Origin of the sequence: Thermoanaerobaculum aquaticum, from assembly GCF_000687145.1 — a bacterium.
Lineage (GTDB): Bacteria > Acidobacteriota > Thermoanaerobaculia > Thermoanaerobaculales > Thermoanaerobaculaceae > Thermoanaerobaculum > Thermoanaerobaculum aquaticum.
In genome coordinates, this window is record NZ_JMFG01000020.1 from 13,459 (window position 1) to 32,527 (window position 19,069).

The 19,069-nt window shown below is 62.2% G+C and carries 16 protein-coding genes; 14 read left to right on the forward strand and 2 right to left on the reverse strand.

The genetic code is table 11. The features are described 5' to 3' along the window. Positions 1 to 58 precede the first annotated feature (58 nt). From EG19_RS07410 to EG19_RS12645, 4 genes are all read left to right on the forward strand, one after another. Entirely contained in the window at positions 59 to 1,804 is a 1,746-nt protein-coding gene (locus EG19_RS07410; RefSeq protein WP_053335058.1) for a M16 family metallopeptidase, read from the forward strand. A 1-nt stretch (position 1,805) separates the two neighbouring features. Beyond that, entirely contained in the window at positions 1,806 to 3,275 is a 1,470-nt protein-coding gene (locus tag EG19_RS07415; RefSeq protein ID WP_038049245.1) for a M16 family metallopeptidase, read from the forward strand. A gap of 216 nt (positions 3,276 to 3,491) precedes the next feature. Beyond that, complete coding sequence (locus EG19_RS07420) at positions 3,492 to 6,245, forward strand: S8 family serine peptidase (protein ID WP_038049247.1); 2,754 nt, start codon at positions 3,492 to 3,494, stop codon at positions 6,243 to 6,245. Positions 6,246 to 6,317: 72 nt separating this feature from the next. Then, positions 6,318 to 6,731, forward strand: coding sequence for a DNA polymerase III subunit chi (locus tag EG19_RS12645; protein ID WP_161685478.1), 414 nt, complete (start codon positions 6,318 to 6,320; stop codon positions 6,729 to 6,731). 20 nt (positions 6,732 to 6,751) lie between these two features. Here the strand turns inward: EG19_RS12645 and EG19_RS07430 are convergent, their stop codons facing one another. Both EG19_RS07430 and EG19_RS07435 read right to left on the reverse strand, forming a co-directional pair. Beyond that, positions 6,752 to 7,711: a radical SAM protein gene (locus tag EG19_RS07430; RefSeq protein WP_053335060.1), complete on the reverse strand. Its 960-nt coding sequence runs from the start codon at positions 7,709 to 7,711 to the stop codon at positions 6,752 to 6,754. Further along, entirely contained in the window at positions 7,708 to 8,703 is a 996-nt protein-coding gene (locus EG19_RS07435; RefSeq protein ID WP_038049249.1) for a zinc-dependent alcohol dehydrogenase family protein, read from the reverse strand. Before EG19_RS07435 ends, EG19_RS07430 begins: the two co-directional genes overlap by 4 nt. An 86-nt stretch (positions 8,704 to 8,789) precedes the next feature. Here EG19_RS07435 and EG19_RS07440 point away from each other — a divergent pair, with 86 nt between their 5' ends. From EG19_RS07440 to EG19_RS07490, 10 genes are all read left to right on the forward strand, one after another. Then, positions 8,790 to 9,338 carry an OmpH family outer membrane protein gene (locus EG19_RS07440; RefSeq protein WP_038049252.1) on the forward strand — a complete coding sequence of 183 codons (549 nt, stop codon included), beginning with the start codon at positions 8,790 to 8,792 and terminating at the stop codon, positions 9,336 to 9,338. A 7-nt stretch (positions 9,339 to 9,345) separates the two neighbouring features. Next, on the forward strand, positions 9,346 to 9,816 hold the full coding sequence (gene bcp, locus EG19_RS07445) for a thioredoxin-dependent thiol peroxidase (RefSeq protein ID WP_038049588.1): 471 nt from the start codon (positions 9,346 to 9,348) through the stop codon (positions 9,814 to 9,816). A gap of 12 nt (positions 9,817 to 9,828) precedes the next feature. After that, complete coding sequence (locus tag EG19_RS07450; RefSeq protein WP_038049254.1) at positions 9,829 to 10,539, forward strand: tetratricopeptide repeat protein; 711 nt, start codon at positions 9,829 to 9,831, stop codon at positions 10,537 to 10,539. A 1-nt stretch (position 10,540) separates the two neighbouring features. Continuing rightward, positions 10,541 to 11,830 carry a thymidine phosphorylase gene (locus tag EG19_RS07455; protein WP_038049257.1) on the forward strand — a complete coding sequence of 430 codons (1,290 nt, stop codon included), beginning with the start codon at positions 10,541 to 10,543 and terminating at the stop codon, positions 11,828 to 11,830. A gap of 3 nt (positions 11,831 to 11,833) precedes the next feature. Continuing rightward, positions 11,834 to 13,738 (forward strand): ABC-F family ATP-binding cassette domain-containing protein, encoded by a 1,905-nt coding sequence (locus EG19_RS07460; protein WP_038049259.1) that lies wholly within the window; start codon positions 11,834 to 11,836, stop codon positions 13,736 to 13,738. A 278-nt stretch (positions 13,739 to 14,016) separates the two neighbouring features. Continuing rightward, the gene (locus EG19_RS12650) at positions 14,017 to 14,622 is read left to right on the forward strand and encodes a hypothetical protein (protein WP_053335061.1); all 606 of its coding nucleotides are present in this window, start codon (positions 14,017 to 14,019) and stop codon (positions 14,620 to 14,622) included. 57 nt (positions 14,623 to 14,679) lie between these two features. After that, positions 14,680 to 15,114, forward strand: a complete 435-nt coding sequence (locus tag EG19_RS07475; RefSeq protein ID WP_053335062.1) for a hypothetical protein — start codon at positions 14,680 to 14,682, stop codon at positions 15,112 to 15,114. Positions 15,115 to 15,149: 35 nt separating this feature from the next. Continuing rightward, positions 15,150 to 15,968 (forward strand): fimbrial biogenesis chaperone, encoded by an 819-nt coding sequence (locus EG19_RS07480; protein WP_161685481.1) that lies wholly within the window; start codon positions 15,150 to 15,152, stop codon positions 15,966 to 15,968. Between the two features lie 70 nt (positions 15,969 to 16,038). Further along, entirely contained in the window at positions 16,039 to 18,510 is a 2,472-nt protein-coding gene (locus EG19_RS07485; protein ID WP_038049270.1) for a carboxypeptidase-like regulatory domain-containing protein, read from the forward strand. A 242-nt stretch (positions 18,511 to 18,752) separates the two neighbouring features. Continuing rightward, on the forward strand, positions 18,753 to 19,067 hold the full coding sequence (locus EG19_RS07490; RefSeq protein ID WP_038049272.1) for a hypothetical protein: 315 nt from the start codon (positions 18,753 to 18,755) through the stop codon (positions 19,065 to 19,067). Positions 19,068 to 19,069 lie beyond the last annotated feature (2 nt).

Genomic DNA, 19,069 nt, shown 5'->3' on the forward strand with positions numbered 1-19,069 from the left:
ACAGGGCCGCTTATAATGGCCCCTTGATGGTGGATCCTATTTCGGGAAGGAGCCTTTTATGAGCAAGCGAGCTGGGCTGTTGCTGGTTTTAATTTTGCTGCCGCTTCTGGCATGGGCGCAAAAGGTGGAGGTGCGGGAGGAGGTGCTGCCCAACGGCATGAAGCTTTTGATGGTGGAGCGCCACGATTCCCCTACCGTGGCCTGCGGGTGGGTAGCGAAGGTGGGCTCGGTGAACGAGTCCCCTGGCATCACCGGCATTTCCCACCTTTTCGAGCACATGATGTTTAAGGGGACAAAGACCATTGGCACCAAGGATTACGAAAAGGACCGGGAAATCCTGGCGCGCCAAGATGCGGTTCGTGCGGAAATGGAGAAGGAATACTCTCTGCTGCGGGAAAAGCTGCGGAAAGGGGAAATTTCCGGCTCCATTTACGATCCGGAAAACGCCACGCCCCGTTTGAAGGAGCTTAAGGCCGAGCTGGAAAAGCTCTACGCCCAGGAAAAAGAAAACATCGTGAAGGACGAGCTGGACCAAGTTTACACGCGGGAGGGGGCCTCGGGGCTCAACGCCTTCACCACCGAGGACCAAACGGTGTACTTCGTGACGGTTCCCGCCAACAAGCTGGAGCTGTGGTTCTGGTTGGAGTCCGACCGCTTGGCCAACCCGGTCTTTCGGGAGTTTTACTCGGAACGGGATGTGGTGCGGGAGGAACGGCGTCTGCGGGTGGAGTCCACACCCCTGGGCAAGTTCGAGGAGCAGTTTGACGCTATGTTCTGGCAATCCACCCCGTACCACCACCCGGTCATAGGTTGGCCGGCAGACGTGGAGTCCATTAGCCGCAAGCAAGCTGAAGCTTACTTCGGAACCTACTACGCCCCCAACAACATCACGGCGGTGCTGGTGGGCGATTTCGACCCGGAAAAGGCTTTGGCTTTGGCACGCACGTACTTTGGCCGTATCCCCCGGGGGCCGCAGGAGCCGCCGGAGGTGATTTCCGAGGAAATCCCGCAGCTGGCGGAAAAGCGCTTCCTGGCCGAAGCCGATACCAACCCCGAAGTGCAAATTCGCTTTCACGCCGTGCCCTTTGGCCACAAGGACATGTACGCCTTGCAGCTGGCGGCCGACCTGTTAAACCGGCGCACCGGCCGGCTTTACAAGAGCCTGGTGGAAGACAGGAAGGTGGCCGTGGGTGAGCCCTACGCCCAGTTCCGTCCCATGAAGTACGCGGGCTTTTTCGAAGTTGGGGCGGAGGTCAAAGAGGGTGTGGAGCCCGCGGCGGTGGAGGCAGCGCTTTTGGCGGAGCTGGATCGGCTGGCCAAAGAACCGGTGGGGGAGAGCGAGCTGCAAAAGGTGAAAAACCAGCAGCTGGCCAACTCGTTCCGGCGCTTGCAAACCAACTTCTTCTTGATGCTGCAGCTGGCCCTTTACGATTCCTTTGGGAACTGGCGCTTCATCAACGAGGCTCCCGCCAAGGTGCAGGCGGTGACCGCACAGGACATCCAAACCGTGGCGGCCCGTATCTTCACCAAGGAAAACCGCAACGTGGCCATTTACACCCGAAAAGCCGGCACAGCTGAGGATCCTGAGTTGGCAGCTTTGCCCTCCGAGCTGAAAGGCATGGTGAAGCAGCAGCTGGCTCAAATCGAAAAGATGAAGGATGCGGAAAAGCTGGGGATGGCCATTGCGCAAATGCAGCAAATGGCCGCCAAGGTACCTCCGCAAATGAAGCCGGCCTTTGATTTTCTGCTCAAGAAAATGGAGCAGCGCTTAGCCCAACTGCAAGGGGAAGGGAAGGAGGAGTGACATGATCAAGAAAAGCCAGTTTTTCCTGGTGTTGTTGCTTGCTGCGACGGCGGGCGCCGGTGAAATTCCGGCGCGTCCGGAAATGCTTTCCTTCCCTCCTTTAGCTTTTGCCGTCCCCCGGGCGGAAAGCTTTAAGGTTTCACTTCCCGGCAACGTTCCCGCTTATGTGGCCGAGGATAAGCTCCTGCCGCTGGTAACGGTGCAAATCTCCTTCCGCGGTGGCCGCTACCTGGAGGAAAAAGGCAAGGAAGGCACAGCCGAGCTTTTGGGCACCGTGTGGCGCACCGGCGGCGCAGGGGTCCTCTCCCCCCAGGAGCTAGACGAGACCCTGGATTTCCTGGCGGCGCAGCTGGCCACCTCGGTGAGCGGTACGTCTTCTTCCGTGACGCTGAACCTGTTGGCCAAGGACTTGGACCGGGGCTTGCAGCTCCTCTTCGATGTGCTCCTCAAGCCGCGTTTTGACGAAGCGCGCCTGGCCAAGGCCAAGGAAGACCTTATTGCCGAGCTCAAGCGCCGCAACGACGATGCCGCGGACATCGAAAGCCGCGAATGGCAACGCCTCATCTACGGGGATGAATACTGGCTGTGCCGCCTGCCCACAAAAGCTTCGGTGGACGCCATTTCCCGGGAGGATCTGGTGGCCCTGCACCGCCGCATCGTGAACCCCGCCAACTGCGTGGTGGCGGTGGCTGGCGATGTGGACAAGCAGGCGGTGGTGCGCAAGCTCAAGGCCTATTTTGAGCAGTGGAAGGTCAAACCCCAGCCGGTACCGCCGGTGCCCCAACCCACCCATAAGCCAAAGCCCGGTGTTTACCTGGTGCACAAGGCCGATGTGAACCAGGGGCGGGTGTCCATCGGTCATCTGGGGGCCAAAAGGCCGCTGCCGGAGGAGTTTGCCATTACCGTGGCCAACGACATCTTGGGTGGGGGCGGCTTTACCGCCTGGATGATGTCGCGCATTCGCTCGGACGAGGGGCTGGCCTACGGCGCGTACTCCTCCTTTGGAATTTTGGATGCGTACCCGGGCACCTTCCGGGCCGGTTTCCAGTCCAAATCCTCCACCTGTGCCCGGGCCGCGTTTTTGACCCTGGAGCTGGTGGAGAAGTTGCGCCGCGGCGAGATCACCGAGGCCGAGCTTACCACCAGCAAGAACTCCTTTATTGAAACCTTCCCCCGCAACTTCGAAACCAAGCTCCGCACCGTGCAGCTTTACGCCATGGACGAGCTGACCGGTCGCCCGCACAGCTACTGGGTAAATTATCGGGACAACATCCGCCAGGTGGATGTCCAAGCGGCCCAAAAAGCTGCGCAAAAGCTCATCCGGCCCGAGGAGTTTGTCATCTTGGTAGTGGGCAACGTGGATGAAATCCTCAAAGGGCACCCGGACTACCCCGAGATCCAATTGGCCAAGCTTGGACCCATGACCCGCTTACCCCTCCGGGACCCGCTCACCCTTAAGCCGTTGGAGTAGAAGTCCCTGGCCAAGGGGCTTCCGAAAGGGGCGGCCGCTTGGCCGCCCTTCTTTTCTGGGCCTCTTCCAGGTTTGGTTTGCTTTTCGTTTGCCCAGACGCCGGGGCGTGGCAAGCATGTGTACAGGGCGCTTGACAAGGCCTTGCTTTGACCTAGATTAAATTTAGGGAGGGTTTCCTCAGCGTTTGGGGGGACGGAAAAAAGGAGGGTATTTACCATGGTGCGCGGAAGGCGGTTTGGGCTGGCGTCCTTGTTTTTCGCGTTATTGAGTGGCTTCGTGGAGGCCGAGGTGCCTCTTTACGAGGCGAAGGCTCGCTTGGGTCCGGTGGCATCTCCGCCTGTTAAAAAGGCGCGGTGGGCCAAGCTAGACCGGACACTGAACGCTTGGCTGGAAGCCCAGGAGGCCCGCAAGTTCGCCCAGCAGGCGGGTCTGCGAAGCGACGGCGATGCAGTGCAGGTCTACGTGGTGGCTGCCCAAGGAGCTGAGGAGAAGGTGCAAACCTTTTTGACAGAGCGAGGGTGCACGAAGCTTTTGCGTGCGGAAAACATCTTCCAGTGCTTTGCTGACGCGCCACTGGTCCGGGCCGCAGCTGAGCAACCGGAAGTCCTAGTCGTCCGGGTCCCCAGCTACTACCGGCCTGCCCCTTGGGAAACGCAAATCGGCCTTCGGGCTTTGACGGGCTCCATGACCACCGAAGCGCTCACGGCCATGAATGTGCCGGCGTGGCACAGTGCCGGTATTCAAGGGCAAGGCGTGAAGGTGGGGATCATTGACGGGGGCTTCACGGGTTACCAGGCGCTTCTGGGGAGTGACCTGCCACCCGCGGACCGCTTCATGATTTGGCCTGACGGCACGGCGAACATGGCCGACACGGAACACGGTACCATGTGCGCGGAGATCGTGTACGACATCGTGCCCCAAGCCACCATGTACGTGGCTGCCATAGCCACCGAGGTGGATATCGTCAACGCCATTCAGTGGATGCAAAGTCAGGGCGTCAAGGTGATCACCATGTCTTTGGGCTGGCTTTCCTGGGGTCCCGGGGATGGGACGGGAGCTTTGGCTACAGCGGTCAACAATTTCGTGAGCTCCGGGGGCTTTTGGGCCAACTCTGCGGGGAACTCCCGCCTTGCTCACTGGCAGGGCAACCTGGTGGATAGCAACGGCAACGGCTTTTTGGAGTTTGATGGCGCCGGCCTTGAGGTGAACTACATTACCGATGGTGCGGGAAACTGTGTAAACATTCCGGCTCAAACCAGCATTAGTGCCTCCCTTGTGTGGAACCAGTGGAACGCCCCGCAAACCGACTTGGACTTTTACATCGTTAAATGGGATGCGGCCGGCTCCCAGTGGGTTGTTCTCGGAAAATCGGAGGATACGCAAAACGGCCAAGTGGGGCAGCGGCCGGTGGAGGAAAACTTTGATGTTGCCACCACCAACGAGGAAACCTGTTACGGCTTTGCCATTAAGTACTACTCCGGCCCCACCAATGTCCAGCTGGAGTTTTTCAACAGGTTTGACAATAATCCATTGGCCGTTAACGTTCAAGAAGGGTCACTCACACCCCCGGCGGATGCCTCGGGAGCCGTGGCCACTGCCGCTTTGCACGTGGCCACGTTGGACTTGGAGCCATACAGCTCCAAGGGGCCCACCAACGGCCCAGGTGGGGCTTTAAACGGTGGGAGCGTGAAGCCGGACCTTTCAGGCTACGCTAAGGTTTCCTGCAACGCCTACGGTGCCAACCGGTGCTCGGGCACCTCGGCAGCCTCACCCCACGTGGGTGGTGCGGCGGCGTTGGTGCTGTCAGGCTACCCGACGTACTCGGGAAGCCAAATCCGCAGCTACCTGGAGAGCAACGCCCAGGATATGGGCCCCGGCGGAAAGGACAACGACTTTGGGTACGGGCGCCTGCGTTTGGGGACCCCGCCGGCGTCAACCTGCACGATGCCCGGAACCCCCTCGGGTCTTGCGAGCTCCAAGTCCAGCGTGGTTTCGGGAGAAACCTTTACGCTTTCCTGGGCAGCCGCTTCCCTGGCCGACAGCTACGAGCTGCAGTTTGCCAACAACAGCGGCTTTTCGGGAGCGCAAAGCTACGACATTGCGGGTACCAGCACTGGCTTTCAGGTCACTACCACCAGCGCCATGACCGCCTACTTCCGGGTACGGGCCAAGCGCACCTGCGGAGCCACCGGCAACTGGTCCAACACCGTGCAGGTAAGCGTGAGTCCCAGCGGCGGAGGTGGCGGGGGTAGCAACGTCTACTGGATTCCAGTGGTGGCCAACGCTCCCGGCCAAGGGAGTTACTTCTACTCCGACGTCATGGTGCTCAACGTGGGCACGGCTTCGAGCGCCGTGGCCTTTACCTACTACCCGGCAGGACAGACGGCGGTGGGCGCCAACTCGGCAACGCCGATTCCGGCCGGGGGGCAAGGCATCTTCCGCGACATCGTGGGCCAGCTCAACAAAGCGGGGACCAAAGGCGTGCTCAAGGTCGAAGCGCCGCAACCTTTGAAGGTGTTCTCCAGGACATACAACAAGCTGGCAGCTGGGAACAGCCTAGGACTTACGGCTGGCACAACGTTTGGTCAGGGGATGGAAGCCTATTCGCTGGCCGATACCTTAAGTGCCGGACAATCGGCGTACCTCGTGGGTCTCACACAAAATGCCTTCTACCGCACCAACATTGCCGTGGCTAACTTCGGCACTGCGGTCGCCAGCGTTACGGTGACACTTTACTCCGGTAGCGGTGCCCAGTTGGCCACCTACAACGTGAACCTGAACCCCGGCGAGCTCAAACAGGAAGACCAGGTGTTTGTGAGCAAGGCCGGACAGAGCAACCTGGAATCCGGGTGGGCCAAGGTCACGGTTACCTCGGGAAGCGGCGTGGTGGCTTACGCTTCGGTGCTGGACAACGTGGCCACCGGCGGGCAAAAACCCTCTGACCCCACTACGGTGCCTTTCAAACGGTAAGCCGCAAGCTTTGCCCTTGGCGGGCGCCGCGGTCCACCGCGGTGCCCGCTTTTTTCTTGCTATATTCCCGCCGTGGAAGGAAAAGCTTTGGTGTTGCTGCACCGTCTTTCGGGAAGCAAGAAGGCGCTGGATGCCTGCCGGCTGGTGGAAAAGCTTTACCTTGCCGGTGAAAAGGTGGTGGTTTGGTTTCAGGATCAAGGCCGGGCGGCCATTTTCGATCAGTACCTTTGGACCTTCAGCGACACCTCCTTCGTGCCACACCGGCTGGTGGTGGAGAAGGGCGAGGTGGAAGAGCCGGTGGCCATTGTGGTGGGGGAGCTCGTAAACCCGAATCAAGCCTCTCACCTGGTGGTGGTGGAGCCACCCAAGAACTACAAAGGAATCCGCGGGTTTACCCAGGTGCACGATTTGCTTTTAGCCGGCGAAGAACGTAAGGACAAGTGGGAAGCGGCGGGGTTTCAGGTGGAGGAGGCCAGGACCAGGTAAGCTCCACTGCCAGGCTTCTTTTAGCTTCCAAAAAACGGCTGCACGTACGTGTTTTCCGAGCGGTTGGTGCGGTCCAGTGCGGCCAGTGCGTTTCGGTACTCGTCGGCGGTGATGCGGCGGGCAAGCTGTGGGTAGCGGCTGCGGGCGGCCCAGTGGCAGGGGCGGTACTGGCTTAAGAGGCTCACCGCCACATGGGGTGAGAGCTCTTGGGCGATCCAAGCCAGGGACCCTTCGGCGCCCTCCAGGTTGTGGGGCAGAACCAGAATGCGCACCAAAAGCCCCCGCCGTAACACTCCCCGCTCGTCGGTGAGCCACGAGTCCCCTACCTGGCGGTACATTTCGGCAATGGCCGCGCGGGCGGCCTGGGGGTAGTTGGGGACGCGGGAGCAAAGTTCGCCCGCCTTTTCGTCGGCGTACTTGAGGTCCGGCATGTAAATGTCCACAATGCCATCCAGCAAGCGGAGGGCCTCCACCGAATCGTAGCCGTTGGTGTTGTACACAATGGGGATGGAAAGCCCCCGCTGAGCCGCCAGGAAAAGCGCCTCCACCAGCTGTGAGAGCTGATGTGTGGGGGAAACCCAGTTGATGTTGTGACAGCCGGCGTCCTGCAGCTCCAGCATGACCTCCGCCAGCTCTTCCGGCTCCATGGTTTGGTGCAAGAACGCTTTGGGCCGCTGGGAGATGTCCCAGTTCTGGCAAAAGACACAACGCAGGTTGCAGTTGGCGAGAAAGATCGTTCCCGAGCCGCGGATGCCGGAAATGGGTGGCTCTTCGCCAAAGTGCGGGTGCCAGGAAGCCACGTGCAGCTTGCTGGAGGTGGCGCAGGTTCCCAGCTGGGTGAAGCGGTCCACGCCGCAGCGGCGGGGGCAGAGCTGGCAAGGGGAGGCTAAAGCCCAAAGCGCCTCCACTCTCTTGGCAAAGAGGCCTTCGGCCAAAAGCCTGCGGTAGCCGGGTTGCCAGCGCTCGTCGGAGCTTGTCATGGCACCAGGACCAAAGCCCCCCGCACCTGGGAACGCTTCACCCGCAGGAGGGCTTCGTTGGCTTCCGAAAGCGGCAGGCGCTCCACGTTGGTGCGGATGCCGATTTTGGCGGCCAACTTCAAGAGATCGTGAGCATCCTCGCGGGTGGCGTTGGCCACCGAGGTGATCCGCCGTTCGCGGTACAAAAGCTGGTAAGGAAAGCTAGGAATGTCGCTCATGGTGATCCCCGCGCACGCCACCGTGCCTCCGGGGGCCAAATGCTCAAGTGCCAGCGGCACGTGCTCGCCGGCGGGGGAAAACACCACCGCGCAGTCCAAGCTGGTCCCGGGGCTATCACCCGGTGCCCCAGCCCAGCGCGCACCCAGCTCCAAGGCGTGCTGCCGGTGGTGCGGGGCGCGGGTGAAGACGAACACCTGCGCCCCAAAGGAGAGGGCCACTGGCAAAGCCACGTGGGCGGAGGCCCCAAACCCGAAAAACCCCACCTTTACCGGAGCCAGAGCCCCGGCCAGACGCAACGCCCGAAAGCCAATGACCCCTGCACACAAAAGGGGCGCCGCTTGTTCCGGGGGCAGGTGGGCGGGCAAGGGGTAGGTAAAGTCGGCCCGGGCCACCATGCGCTGAGCGTAGCCGCCCCAGCGGTGAAGCCCGGTGAACTGAGCGTTGGGGCACAGGTTTTCCCGACCGCTCTGGCAGTACGAGCAGCTCCCGCAGGTCCCGCCCATCCACCCCACGCCCACCACGGCTCCCAGCAACGCCCTGTCCACGCCGCGTCCCAGCGCCACCACGCGCCCCACCACCTGGTGCCCGGGCACTACCGGCAGACACGGCAGGGGGATGTCGCCTTCCACCGTGTGCAGGTCGGTGCGGCAAACACCACAGGCCAAAACCTCCAGCGCCACTTCGCCTGGCCCAGGTTGGAGATCGGAGAGCTCTTGCAGGTGCAGCGGGTGGGATTCTGCGGGCGCCGGAGCGTGAAGAACCATGGCATTCATGGGCCTTCCCCCAGCGCCTATTCTACGGCCCAAGGGCCTGCCATGATAGAATCCCTCGCCGCTTGAAGCGGTCCGGAGGCTTGAGGATGCGAGCAAAACCCCTGTTTTTTTCGGCTTTGCTTTTGGCCCTGGGGGCGGGGCGCGTGTTGGCCCAGGAGGCGCCTACCAAAATTGGCTTCGTGGACGTGCAGAGGGCGCTTTTAACCATTGAAGAAGGCAAGGCCAAGCGCAAGGAGCTGCAGGACTGGGCCACTCCCAGGCAGCAGGAGCTTCAGCGTCTGGACCAGGAAATCCAAGCGCTCCAGCAGGAGCTGGCCTCCAAGCAGCAATCGGCAACCCTGGAGCAGCTTTCCGAGCTGAACCGGCGGCTTACCGCCAAGAAACGGGAGTTTGAGGACAAGCAGCGGCAGTACTCCCGGGAGCTTGAAGAAAAGCAAAACGAGGTGCTGCGGGCTTTGGGGCAAAAGCTCGAACAGCTCCTCAAGGATTACGCCACCCAACAAAAGTTCACCGCGGTTTTTATCCTGCAGCCGGACCAGGTGGCTTTTGTGGCCAACTCCGCGGACATTACCGACACGCTTATCAAGCTTTACAACGAAAAGTACCCCTATCCGCCCAAGGGAGGGAACAGGTAAGGTGACGCTGGCTGTAGGCTCTCCGGCACCGGACTTTTCGTTGCCCTCCACGGAAGGAGGGGAGTTTCACCTGGCCGCCCACCGCGGGCGGTGGGTGGTGGTCTACTTTTACCCCAAGGACATGACCCCGGGGTGCACCACCGAGGCTTGCGAGTTTCGCGACGTAAGCGGCGAGCTTGCGGCCATGGGTGCGGTGGTGGTGGGGATCAGCGCCGATCCGCTTTCCCGCCACCAGAAGTTCCGGGAAAAGCACGGGCTGAACTTCCCCTTGCTCTCCGATAGCGATCACACGGTGGCGCAAGCCTACGGAGCCTTTGGCGAGAAAAGCTTCATGGGCAAAAAGCGGCTGGGCATCTTGCGCACCACTTGCCTCATTGACCCGGAGGGGAAGGTGGCGCGGGTTTGGAAAAACGTAAAAGCGCAGGGACACGCCGCCCAGGTGGTGGCGGCGCTGCGGCAGCTTCTGGCGCAACGGTAACGGGAGGTTGAGGTGGGACGGCGACTCACACGCAAGCAAATCAAAAAGGACGAGTTCATCACCTTCATGGACCGCGCGGTCCACTGGCTCACCGCCAACTGGCGCCAGGCGGTCATGGGGCTTGGTGGCGCTTTGGCGTTGGGGCTTTTGTGGTGGGTGTTCACCATGATCCTGGGAAGCCGCACCGTTGCCGCCACCCGCGCTTTGGATGAGGCCATTCAAATTCTGGAAGCGCCGGTGGGGGCTTCGGCGCCGGCCGACGCCAAAGTCAAGTTTGCTTCAGAAAGCCAGCGCCAGGAAGCGGCCGCCAAGGCTTTGGCCAAGGTTCGCCGTTTTTGGTTTACCCCCCAGGCCCGCATGGCGCGGGTGCTGCAGGCGCGCCTGGCTGCCGAAAAGGGGGATTTGGAGGGCGCTGTGCGGGAGCTGGCGGCGGTGGCTTCCCACCGCTCGCCCGATCCCGCGGTCCGGGCAGCCACCCTGGATTTGATTCGCTTGCGGTTGGCCTCCGGCCAGGTGGAAGCGGCCATTCGGGACCTGGAGGTCATGGCTTCCGGGAAGGACAAGCGCCTGCCGCAGGATATGGCCATGTTTGAGCTGGCCGGGGCCTATGAGCGGGCGGGAAAGGTAAGCCAAGCCCAGGAGATCCTGCGCAAGCTGGTGGAAAACTTCCCCGATTCCCCGTACCGGGTGGAGGCCCAGCGCAAGCTGACCTCTCTGAGCTAACGTGAACTTCACGGAGGTTATTGCCAAAAAGCGGGACGGGCTGGCACTTTCGGCCGAAGAGATTGGCCGCTTCGTGAAGGGTGCCACCGACGGCAGCATCAGCGATGTGCAGCTGGCGGCCATGCTCATGGCCATCTGCATCCGCGGGGCCAACTCAGCCGAAACCCAGGCGCTGGTGCAGGCCATGGCCGCCTCGGGCGAGCAGTGGCACCTCCGGGAAAGCTTTCCCGATGCGGTGGACAAGCACTCCACCGGCGGCGTGGGCGACACAGTGTCCTTGGTCTTTGCCCCATGGGTGGCGGCGTGCGGGGTGCCGGTGGCCATGATGGCCGGTGCCGGCCTCGGTCACACCCAGGGAACGCTGGACAAGCTGGCGGCCATTCCGGGTTTTGTGCCGGCGGGCCAGCGTGGGCAGGCTTTCGCCAGTTTGGAGCGTTGCGGCGTGGTCTTTGCTCGCCAATCGGAAAGCATTGCTCCGGCCGACCGCAAGCTTTACGCCCTGCGGGACGTGACCGCCACTGTCCCCTCGCTGCCTTTGATCGTTTCCTCGATCATGTCCAAGAAGCTGGCGGTGGGCGCCGGCAAGCTGGTGTTGGACGTCAAGTGCGGCAAGGGGGCTTTCCGCAAAACGCTTGCGGAGGCCCGGGAGCTGGCCGAAGCCCTGGTGAGCGTCGCCAAGGGGGCCGGGGTGGCCGTGAGGGCGGTGATTTCCGCCATGGACGAGCCTCTGGGCCCGGTCCTGGGGTGCGCCGAGGAAGTGCGGGAAGCCATCGCTTGCCTGGAAGGCCGGGGGGATGCCCGCCTTTTGGCCTTAACCCGGCAGCTCGCCCAGCACGCTCTGGAGCTTTCCGGTAAAGGCGCAGAGGAAGCCTTGCAGGTGCTGGATCAGGCCCTGGTTTCTGGCCGGGCACGGGCCAAGTTTGAGGAGCTGGTGGTGGCCCACGGCGGCGACCCCGACCCGGCGGCTCTCCCGCAATGCAAGAACCGGCTGGAGGTGACAAGCCCCGCCGAAGGTTTTATCACCGCGGTGGACGGGGAGCTGTTGGGTTGGGTGGCGGTGGAAGCCGGCGCCGGGCGCCGTTACCCCGGGGATGAGGTGGACCTTTCGGCGTTCGTGCGCGTGCTGGTGCGGGTGGGGGAGCGCGTGGAAGCCGGGCAGCCGCTGGCGGTGGTGGGCTGGTCCTCCCGCCCCTTGGACCGCGAGGGTTTGGAGCAAAGGGTGCGCCGGGCCTTCACCCTGGGACCGGAACCGGTGATTCCCGGCCCGCTGGTGCTGGCCGAGCTGGCGTAAGGCATGCTGTACCGGCTGCAAGACGTGGTGGTGGAGTTCGGTGGCCACAGGGTGTTTGGTCCCCTTTCTTTCCAGCACAACCCGGGGGAAAAGCTGGTTTTGGTGGGCCGCAACGGCAGCGGGAAGAGCACGCTTTTAAAGGTCATCGCCGGCGATTTGGAGCCCAGTGCCGGCAGCATCGTTAAGGCCAAGGAGCTCGCCATTGCGCGGGTGGAGCAGATCCTCTCCGCCCCACCGGGCACACCGGTTCTTACCTTTGTCCTGGAAGCGTTTCCAGGGCTTCTGGAGCTAGAAGCCCAACGGCAAAGCCTGGCGGAAAGGCTCAGCGATCCCCAGGCTCTTGCGGCTTACCAGAAAGTGGAAGACGAGCTGGCCAAAATGGAAGCCGATCGGGCCCGACCACGAGCCCAAGCCTACCTGCAAGGTCTGGGCATTCCCCAGGAGCTGCACCACCTGCCTCTGGGTCAGCTTTCGGGGGGACAAAAGACCCGGGTGGCCTTAGCTCGGGCGCTCCTCTCCCCGGCGGAGCTTTTGCTTTTGGATGAGCCTTCCAACCATTTGGACCTGGTGGGCACCGAGTTTCTGGCCGAAGCCTTGCGGGAACGGAAAAAGGCGGTGCTGGTGGTAACCCACGACCGCGCGCTCATGGATGCGGTAGGGGGCGACATCCTTGAGCTGGCGGGAGGCATGCTGGAACGCTACCGCGGGCCCTTTGCCCGTTACCAAAAGGAACGGCAAGCCCGCCGGGAGCAGCAGAAGAAAGCCTTTGAGCTGCAGCAGGCGGAAATTGCCCGGCAGGAGGAGTTCATCCGCCGGAACATTGCCGGCCAGAACACCCGTCAAGCGCAAGCGCGCATCAAGCTCCTGGAAAAGCTGGAACGGGTGGCGCCGCCGCCTCCGGACCCTCAACCCATCAAGCTGCGCTGGCCGGCGGTGGCCCGCAGCGGGGACCGGGTGGTGGAAGCCCGGGGTTTGGTGGTGGGCTACCAAAATCCGGTCCTCAAACAGGTGGACCTGACCCTCGGCCGGGGGGAGCGGCTGGCGCTGGTGGGGCGTAACGGCTCCGGCAAAAGCACGCTTTTGAAAACCCTCGCTGGGGTGCTGCCGCCTTTGGCCGGTTCCCTTCGCTGGGGTACCGGAGTGGTGTGCGGGTACTACGACCAGGAGCAGGACCTGTTGGCTTCGGGAGGCTCGGTCTTGGGCTATCTGGAGTCACTGCGCCCGGACTGGTCGCCCCTGGAGGTGCGAAACTGGGCCGGTGCCTTTGGGCTTTCCGGAGAAGCCGCGGAAAGGCCTCTTGAGGTTCTCTCCGGTGGCGAGCGCTCCCGGGTGCAGCTGGCCGGGCTTTTGGCGCAGGCGCCCAACCTCTTGCTCTTGGACGAGCCCACCAACCACCTGGACTTGCCCACCTGCGCAGTCTTGGAAGAAGCGCTGAAGGATTTTCCCGGTGCCGTCGTGTTCGTGAGCCACGACCGCGCCCTGGTGGAAGCGGTGGCCACAGGCGTGGTGCTGGTGGCTGAAGGATCGGTACAACCGGTGAACTCGGTGTCCGAGGCCTTTGCCTCCCTGGGGCTGGAAAAACCCAGGACCAAGACCCCAGCAGCCCCGGGCCGCCGCCGCAGCCCGCAGGAGGAGGAAAGACGCCAGCTCCAGCGGGAGCTTACGCGCATGGAGCAGGCGCTGGCCGAGGTGGAAGGGGAGCTTTTGGCCATCGAAAAGAGCATTGGTGAGCTGGAAGCGGAGCTCACCCACCCGGAGGTGATCGCCGACCCCCAGCGCTTGGCTTTCCTCGCCTCCAACCTGCAAGCCCTCAAGACCAAACAAGAATCCCTCTGGCAGCGCTGGTGCCAGGCAGCGGAAGCGGTGGAGAGCTTTCGGACGGTCCTCCGCGCTGCGACCCTGCAGTGATGCAATTCCTTGTTAGGTGCGTCCTGGCGGCCGCAAGATCAATAATGTTTCTCCACTTTCATCGGAGTGACAAAAGTGGTAGTGCGAAACCCGGGCCGGTGACCGAAGGCTAGTGTAAGCTCTTGAAAGCGTTCAAATTATGATGATGTCTGTCGTGAAAGCGATTGGCATCGTACTTGCAAAAGGCTAGAAGCGGAGGCCTTGGGTGGCGAACCGCCCAAGGGAGACGATACAATAAAAGTGTACCGGAAAATTCCGGTGCAAGAAAGGAGAGGGATATGAAGAGGGTTGTGCTATTGGCGGTGCTTTTAGGGCTATTGACGGCGCCCGGTCTTTTTGCCCAGGCCACGGGGAACACCAGCATATACGTCCAGTTCCCGCGGATTGCCATTCTTTACTACCGCTCCAGCATCACGCTCGCGCCCAGCGCCAGTGACCTCATTACCGCTTTTGCAGGGGCTAACCCCGTGAACACTGGAACCACCACGATCAACACCTTCACCGCCGGTTTGGGAAGCCTGGAAGGAGATGCTACGACGCCGGCGACGCCGTTTAACCAAAACGTGCTCACCACCATCAACAACTTCTACCAGGTGCGCGCGAACTACCAGTTCCAGGTCACTGTGTCTATTACCGATGGCACGCTTCAAGGCGACGGTACCACGGGTGGCGGCAACATTTTGATGGCCAACGCGCAAACCGAGCTCAACGACAGCGGGACGTGGGCTGCTACAGTTCAGCAAACAACTCCTGGTGGTCTAGGGACGGTTCACAAGGGCGATGTGCGGTTCGATTTGGACTTTTCTGGGGCTACGCTCATTCCTCCTGCTGCCACGGCCACCTTCGGCGACGGGGTAGTGCAAACGCAGGTGGCGTTTTTCTGAACGTGGAACGGGAAAAAGGGGGGCCGCAGAGGCCCCCCTTTTTTGCTAAACTCTACGATGGTGCTCGCTCTTGTCCCCCTTTTGGCCCTGGCTGCCGGTGCACCGGTACGGGTGGAGCTTCCCCGGCAATTGGTGCTTGAGCCTCTTTCTGCCGTGGAGCTGGCTGGCTCTTCCGCGGTGCCGTGGGAGGGGCACGGCGCCCCTCCCTTGTGGCCGGTGAGTCGCCGGGTGCCGGGGGCGTTTCGCCTTTTCCTGCCCCCAGGGGTGGCGGTAGACTCACTGCGCGTGGAGGTTCAGGCTGAGGGCTTGCAGCCAGGGCGAAAGGAGGGTCAGGCCATTCCGGTTCAGGTCAACCTCCTACCCCTTCGCTTGGTGCAGGAAACACCTGAAGGCGCGGTGTGGGAGGGGGACCTTCTGGTGTTTTTGGACCCCGCCAGGGCGGAGGCGGGGGAGTTCCAGGGGAGCCTTACCGTAACCGTCACCCCGAGGTAACGATGGGGCGGGGGCCGGCTTTTCTACTGCCGCTTGTGCCCGGGTGTGCGCTGGCGGGGGCCATCGCCATTTCTCCACCCCGACTTGACATTACCCTGACGGGTACTCAAGCGGCGGAAGCCGTGAAGGTTGTTAACCTCGATACCAATCCAATTCGACTCAAGGTAAGCGTGGCGCACTGGCGTCTTGACGAGCACAACCGCGTGGAGGTAATCCCCCCTACGCCTCAGTCGGCGGACCAATGGCTGCTCATTACCCCGCTGGAGTTTGTGGTGGAACCGGGGAAGTTTCAGACGTTGCGCATTTTGGTTCGTCCCCGGGTTAAACCGGAGGTGGGCGAGCACCGGGCCATGATTTTCTTGGACGAACAGCCCCCGGACACCAAGGAGTTTGCCACCCGCAACCTGGCGCGAATTGGGGTGGGGGTGTACGTGTGGGTTCCGCCGGTGGAACGAAAGGCCATTTTTCACTGTGCCGATGCAGGTTATTTTCAAAAGCCCATGGCGCTTTTGGATTTGGAAAGCACCGGCAACGCTCATGTCCGTCCTGCTGTACAGTTTGTAGTGTGGCCGAAGGAGAAGTTTCCGGGCAAAGCGGGGACCGTTAAGGTACAGGAATCGCCTTCCTCGCCGGTGGTGGTCCCCGCAGGGGCGGTGGCGGCCGGCCTGGTGCCCGATATCCCGGTGCTCCCGGGAACCAGAAGGAAAATCGTTTTCCCTTTGGCCGAAAGCCTTCCCGCCGGAGAGTACTGGTTGGACCTTTCGGGCCAGGTGGACTCACTTCCTATTGCCGAAGTCGTTCCCTTCATCGTGCCTGAACTTCCCTCGGGAGATGCCCGTGATGGGGCCCATTAGTGGCAGATCGCGGGGATCTTCAAGACGCGGGTTAAAAATCGCTTCTTTTTGCCAGGTTGTCAGGACAACCGTGGCGCTGCTTTTGGGGTTAGGTGGAGCGCACGGTGGGGCTTTGGACTGGGATCAGGCGCTGCCCTCCCAGGCTTCCCTGGTGGTTCTGGTGACAGTGGGCGGGCGGGAGGTGGGAGCAACCGAGGTGCTGCGGTGGGAACAGGAGATGTGCCTCCGGCTGGCGGATTTTGCACAGTTTACCGGGGCCACCGTCGAGGCCATTGCCCTTGGCTACCGGATCAAGACCCCTTTGGGGGAAACCACCATCCCGCTGGATGAGATCCGCCAGGTGGAGGGTGAGCCTTACGTTTGCCAGGGGGTGCTGAAGGCAAGGCTCGGCACCGATGTGGCCTTTGAGCCTGCCACGGTGACGTTATCGCTTGATGTTCCGTGGTCCCTGCCCACAGCCGTTCGGATGGCCGCTCCTCTTGTACCGGAAATTCGCGCCCCAGCCTGGAGCCTGGGCACGGTTCACCTGGACGTGAGCGGAATTTCCGAGGGGAGGGGGTTTTCTTCCACCGGCAACGCGTGGGCCACCGGAAGGGCGTTGAACGGCGAATGGCGGATTTTGGGGGAGCGGGGGAACGATGGAGAAGCGAGGTTACGGGAGCTCCTCTGGGTGACCCGCAAGCCTCGGTGGTTTGCTTTTTTCGGCCGCAACTACGTGCAGCTTTCCCCGGTGCTTGCCGGCTTTGACCTGGTGGGTGCCGGGGTGGGTTGGAGCAACCGGCCGTTGCCGAGCCTGGGAGCTTGGAGCTCGCTTACCGGCTTTTCCACCTCGGCCACGCGCAACTTCCGCGGAACTGCGCCCCCGGGATCTTTTGTGAAGTTGCGCATCAACGGCGTGGTGGTGGCTTCCCAGCAGGTGGGCCTTTCCGGTCGCTTTGAGTTTTTGGATGTTCCCGTTACCGGCGGGCGAACCAGCGTGCCGGTGGAAATTGAAATTTACGATCGGCACAACCTCTTAGCACCCCTGGAGGTGCGCCGGCTGGCCACGCCCACCTCGTGGTGGCTTTTGCCACGAGGTTCGCTGGAGCTGGTCATGGGCGGGGGTATGGGAGGGCAACTGGGTCGCAGCTTGCTAGGGGACGACAGTAGCCTCCGTAAGGGTGCGGCCTATTCGGCCATCCGCTGGGGCCTGGGGGAAAACCTCACGGCGGAAGCCATGGTGCAAACCGTGGGTAACCGTTGGCAAGCGGGTGCAGGGCTCGCTTGGCAGGCCTTTCCCGAAGCCTTCACGGCGCTGACCTTAGCTCAAGCCGATGGGCAATGGGCCTGGAACTGGGAAGGCACGCTTCAGAAGAACGAGTGGGCCGTTCTGGCCCGTGCCTTTGAACAACCGCAAGCGTTTCGCCTGCAACCTGTTGGCAGCGTGCGGCGGGATTACTCCCTGGAGCTGCGCTACAACCCTGCTTCCTGGCTGGAGTTGGGGCTGTGGAGCCGGAAGCTGGACTTTGAGCCCGAGCACGTTCAGTGGGTTCGCCCCACGGCGGTGGTGTCGCTGGGGAGCGCGCTTTTCTTGCGCATTGCTCCCGACCAGTGGGGGGATTACGTCATCACCGCCACCTCGCAACCCCACCCCCGCCTGCGGCTGTCCGCAAGCTACTTCCACTCGCAGCTTTACGATGTGGGCTGGGATATGCCCACCTCCTGGCCCCTGGAGCTACGGGGCACCTGGGAGCGAGGGGGGGAGGGCAGTGACCGCCTCACATTGACCGTAGGGAACCGACCTGAGAGCTTTCGCCTGCCAAGGCTTCGCGTGGGGATTCAGACTTCCGGGGGCTTTTCAGCTGCATACGCTGAGGCGTCGGCGCCGGTGTGGTCGGGGCTTTGGTTTCGGGCCCAGTACATGGGCATTCCCTCCCGGGTGCTGGGGGGAGAAAAACCGAAGCCGCGACTTTTCCTTGCTCTTACCGCGGATTTTGGCTACGCCATGGGCAGGCTGGTGGCCGCAGACCAAACCACCCTGCGCCGGGAGCTGGGTGGTGTTGCGGGACGTTTGTTAGTAAGAGGAAAAGCGCCGGCTGTGAGCCTTGCGGGTGCCCGGGTGCAGGTCGTTGGCTTCGGTGGCACTGTGACTTCCGCCGATGGGAGCTTCTTTGTCGGGAACGTTCCGCCAGGGGTCTACGAGGTGGAGCTGGATCCCGAGCGGTTGCCCCTAGAGCTTGTTCCCGTGCAACGCCGGTTCGTGGTGGAAGTCGCTGCTGGCACCATCACCCGGGTGGATTTTCCCCTGCGGCAACTGTACGGTTTTGCCGGGCAGGTGCGCACCACCGACGGCGTTGGCGTTGCTGGGGCACGGGTGGTTCTCCTTTCCAGGGGCACCGAGGTAGCCTCCCAGGAGACCGACGCTTTCGGTTACTTCCGGTTCGACCAGCTGGAACCCGGCACGTACCTCCTCCAGGCCTGGCGCGGGGAGCAGAAGCTCGGCGAACGCCCTGTGCTCCTGGAGGGGTTCCTCTTTGACCAGGACATCGTGGCGAACCCCTGAGGAATAGGAGTTTCCGCTCTCTCCTCCGCCTCCCTGTGTCCGAAAATCGTTCATTCTTCAGCTTCCAAAGAGGCGCCAGCGCTTCACTGTTTTCCTGGCCCCTGAAGTATGTTTGAAAAACGGACACTATCACCCCGACGTTGAACGCCTGACCTATCGGTAACTTACTGCTGATCAACATGTTGTGATGTCTGTCCCGATGGCACGCTTTTCGCTTCTACCTCCAGCGGGAGGATGGGGCAATGGTAGGCTTTGGAAGGAAAGCGTTGGTGGCAGGAGTGCTGGCGGTAGCGGCGTGGGTGGGCGAGGTGTGGGCTGGACAGACCGCCATTGCCATCAAAATCCCCGTCACTCCTGAGCTGGTGGCGCTGTTTCAAAAGAAAAACGTAGCCACTACCACATCGGCGAGCGTATCCCCGGCACCGACGCTGGTGGTCACCTGGGATGGGGAGCGCTCTTCCGTTCAGGGCTTTACCGCGCAAGGGGAGCGAACCCGTCAATGGCGAAGCGTCGAACTGAACCGCGACGGCGAACTCCACACGGTGGTTAGCTTCTAACC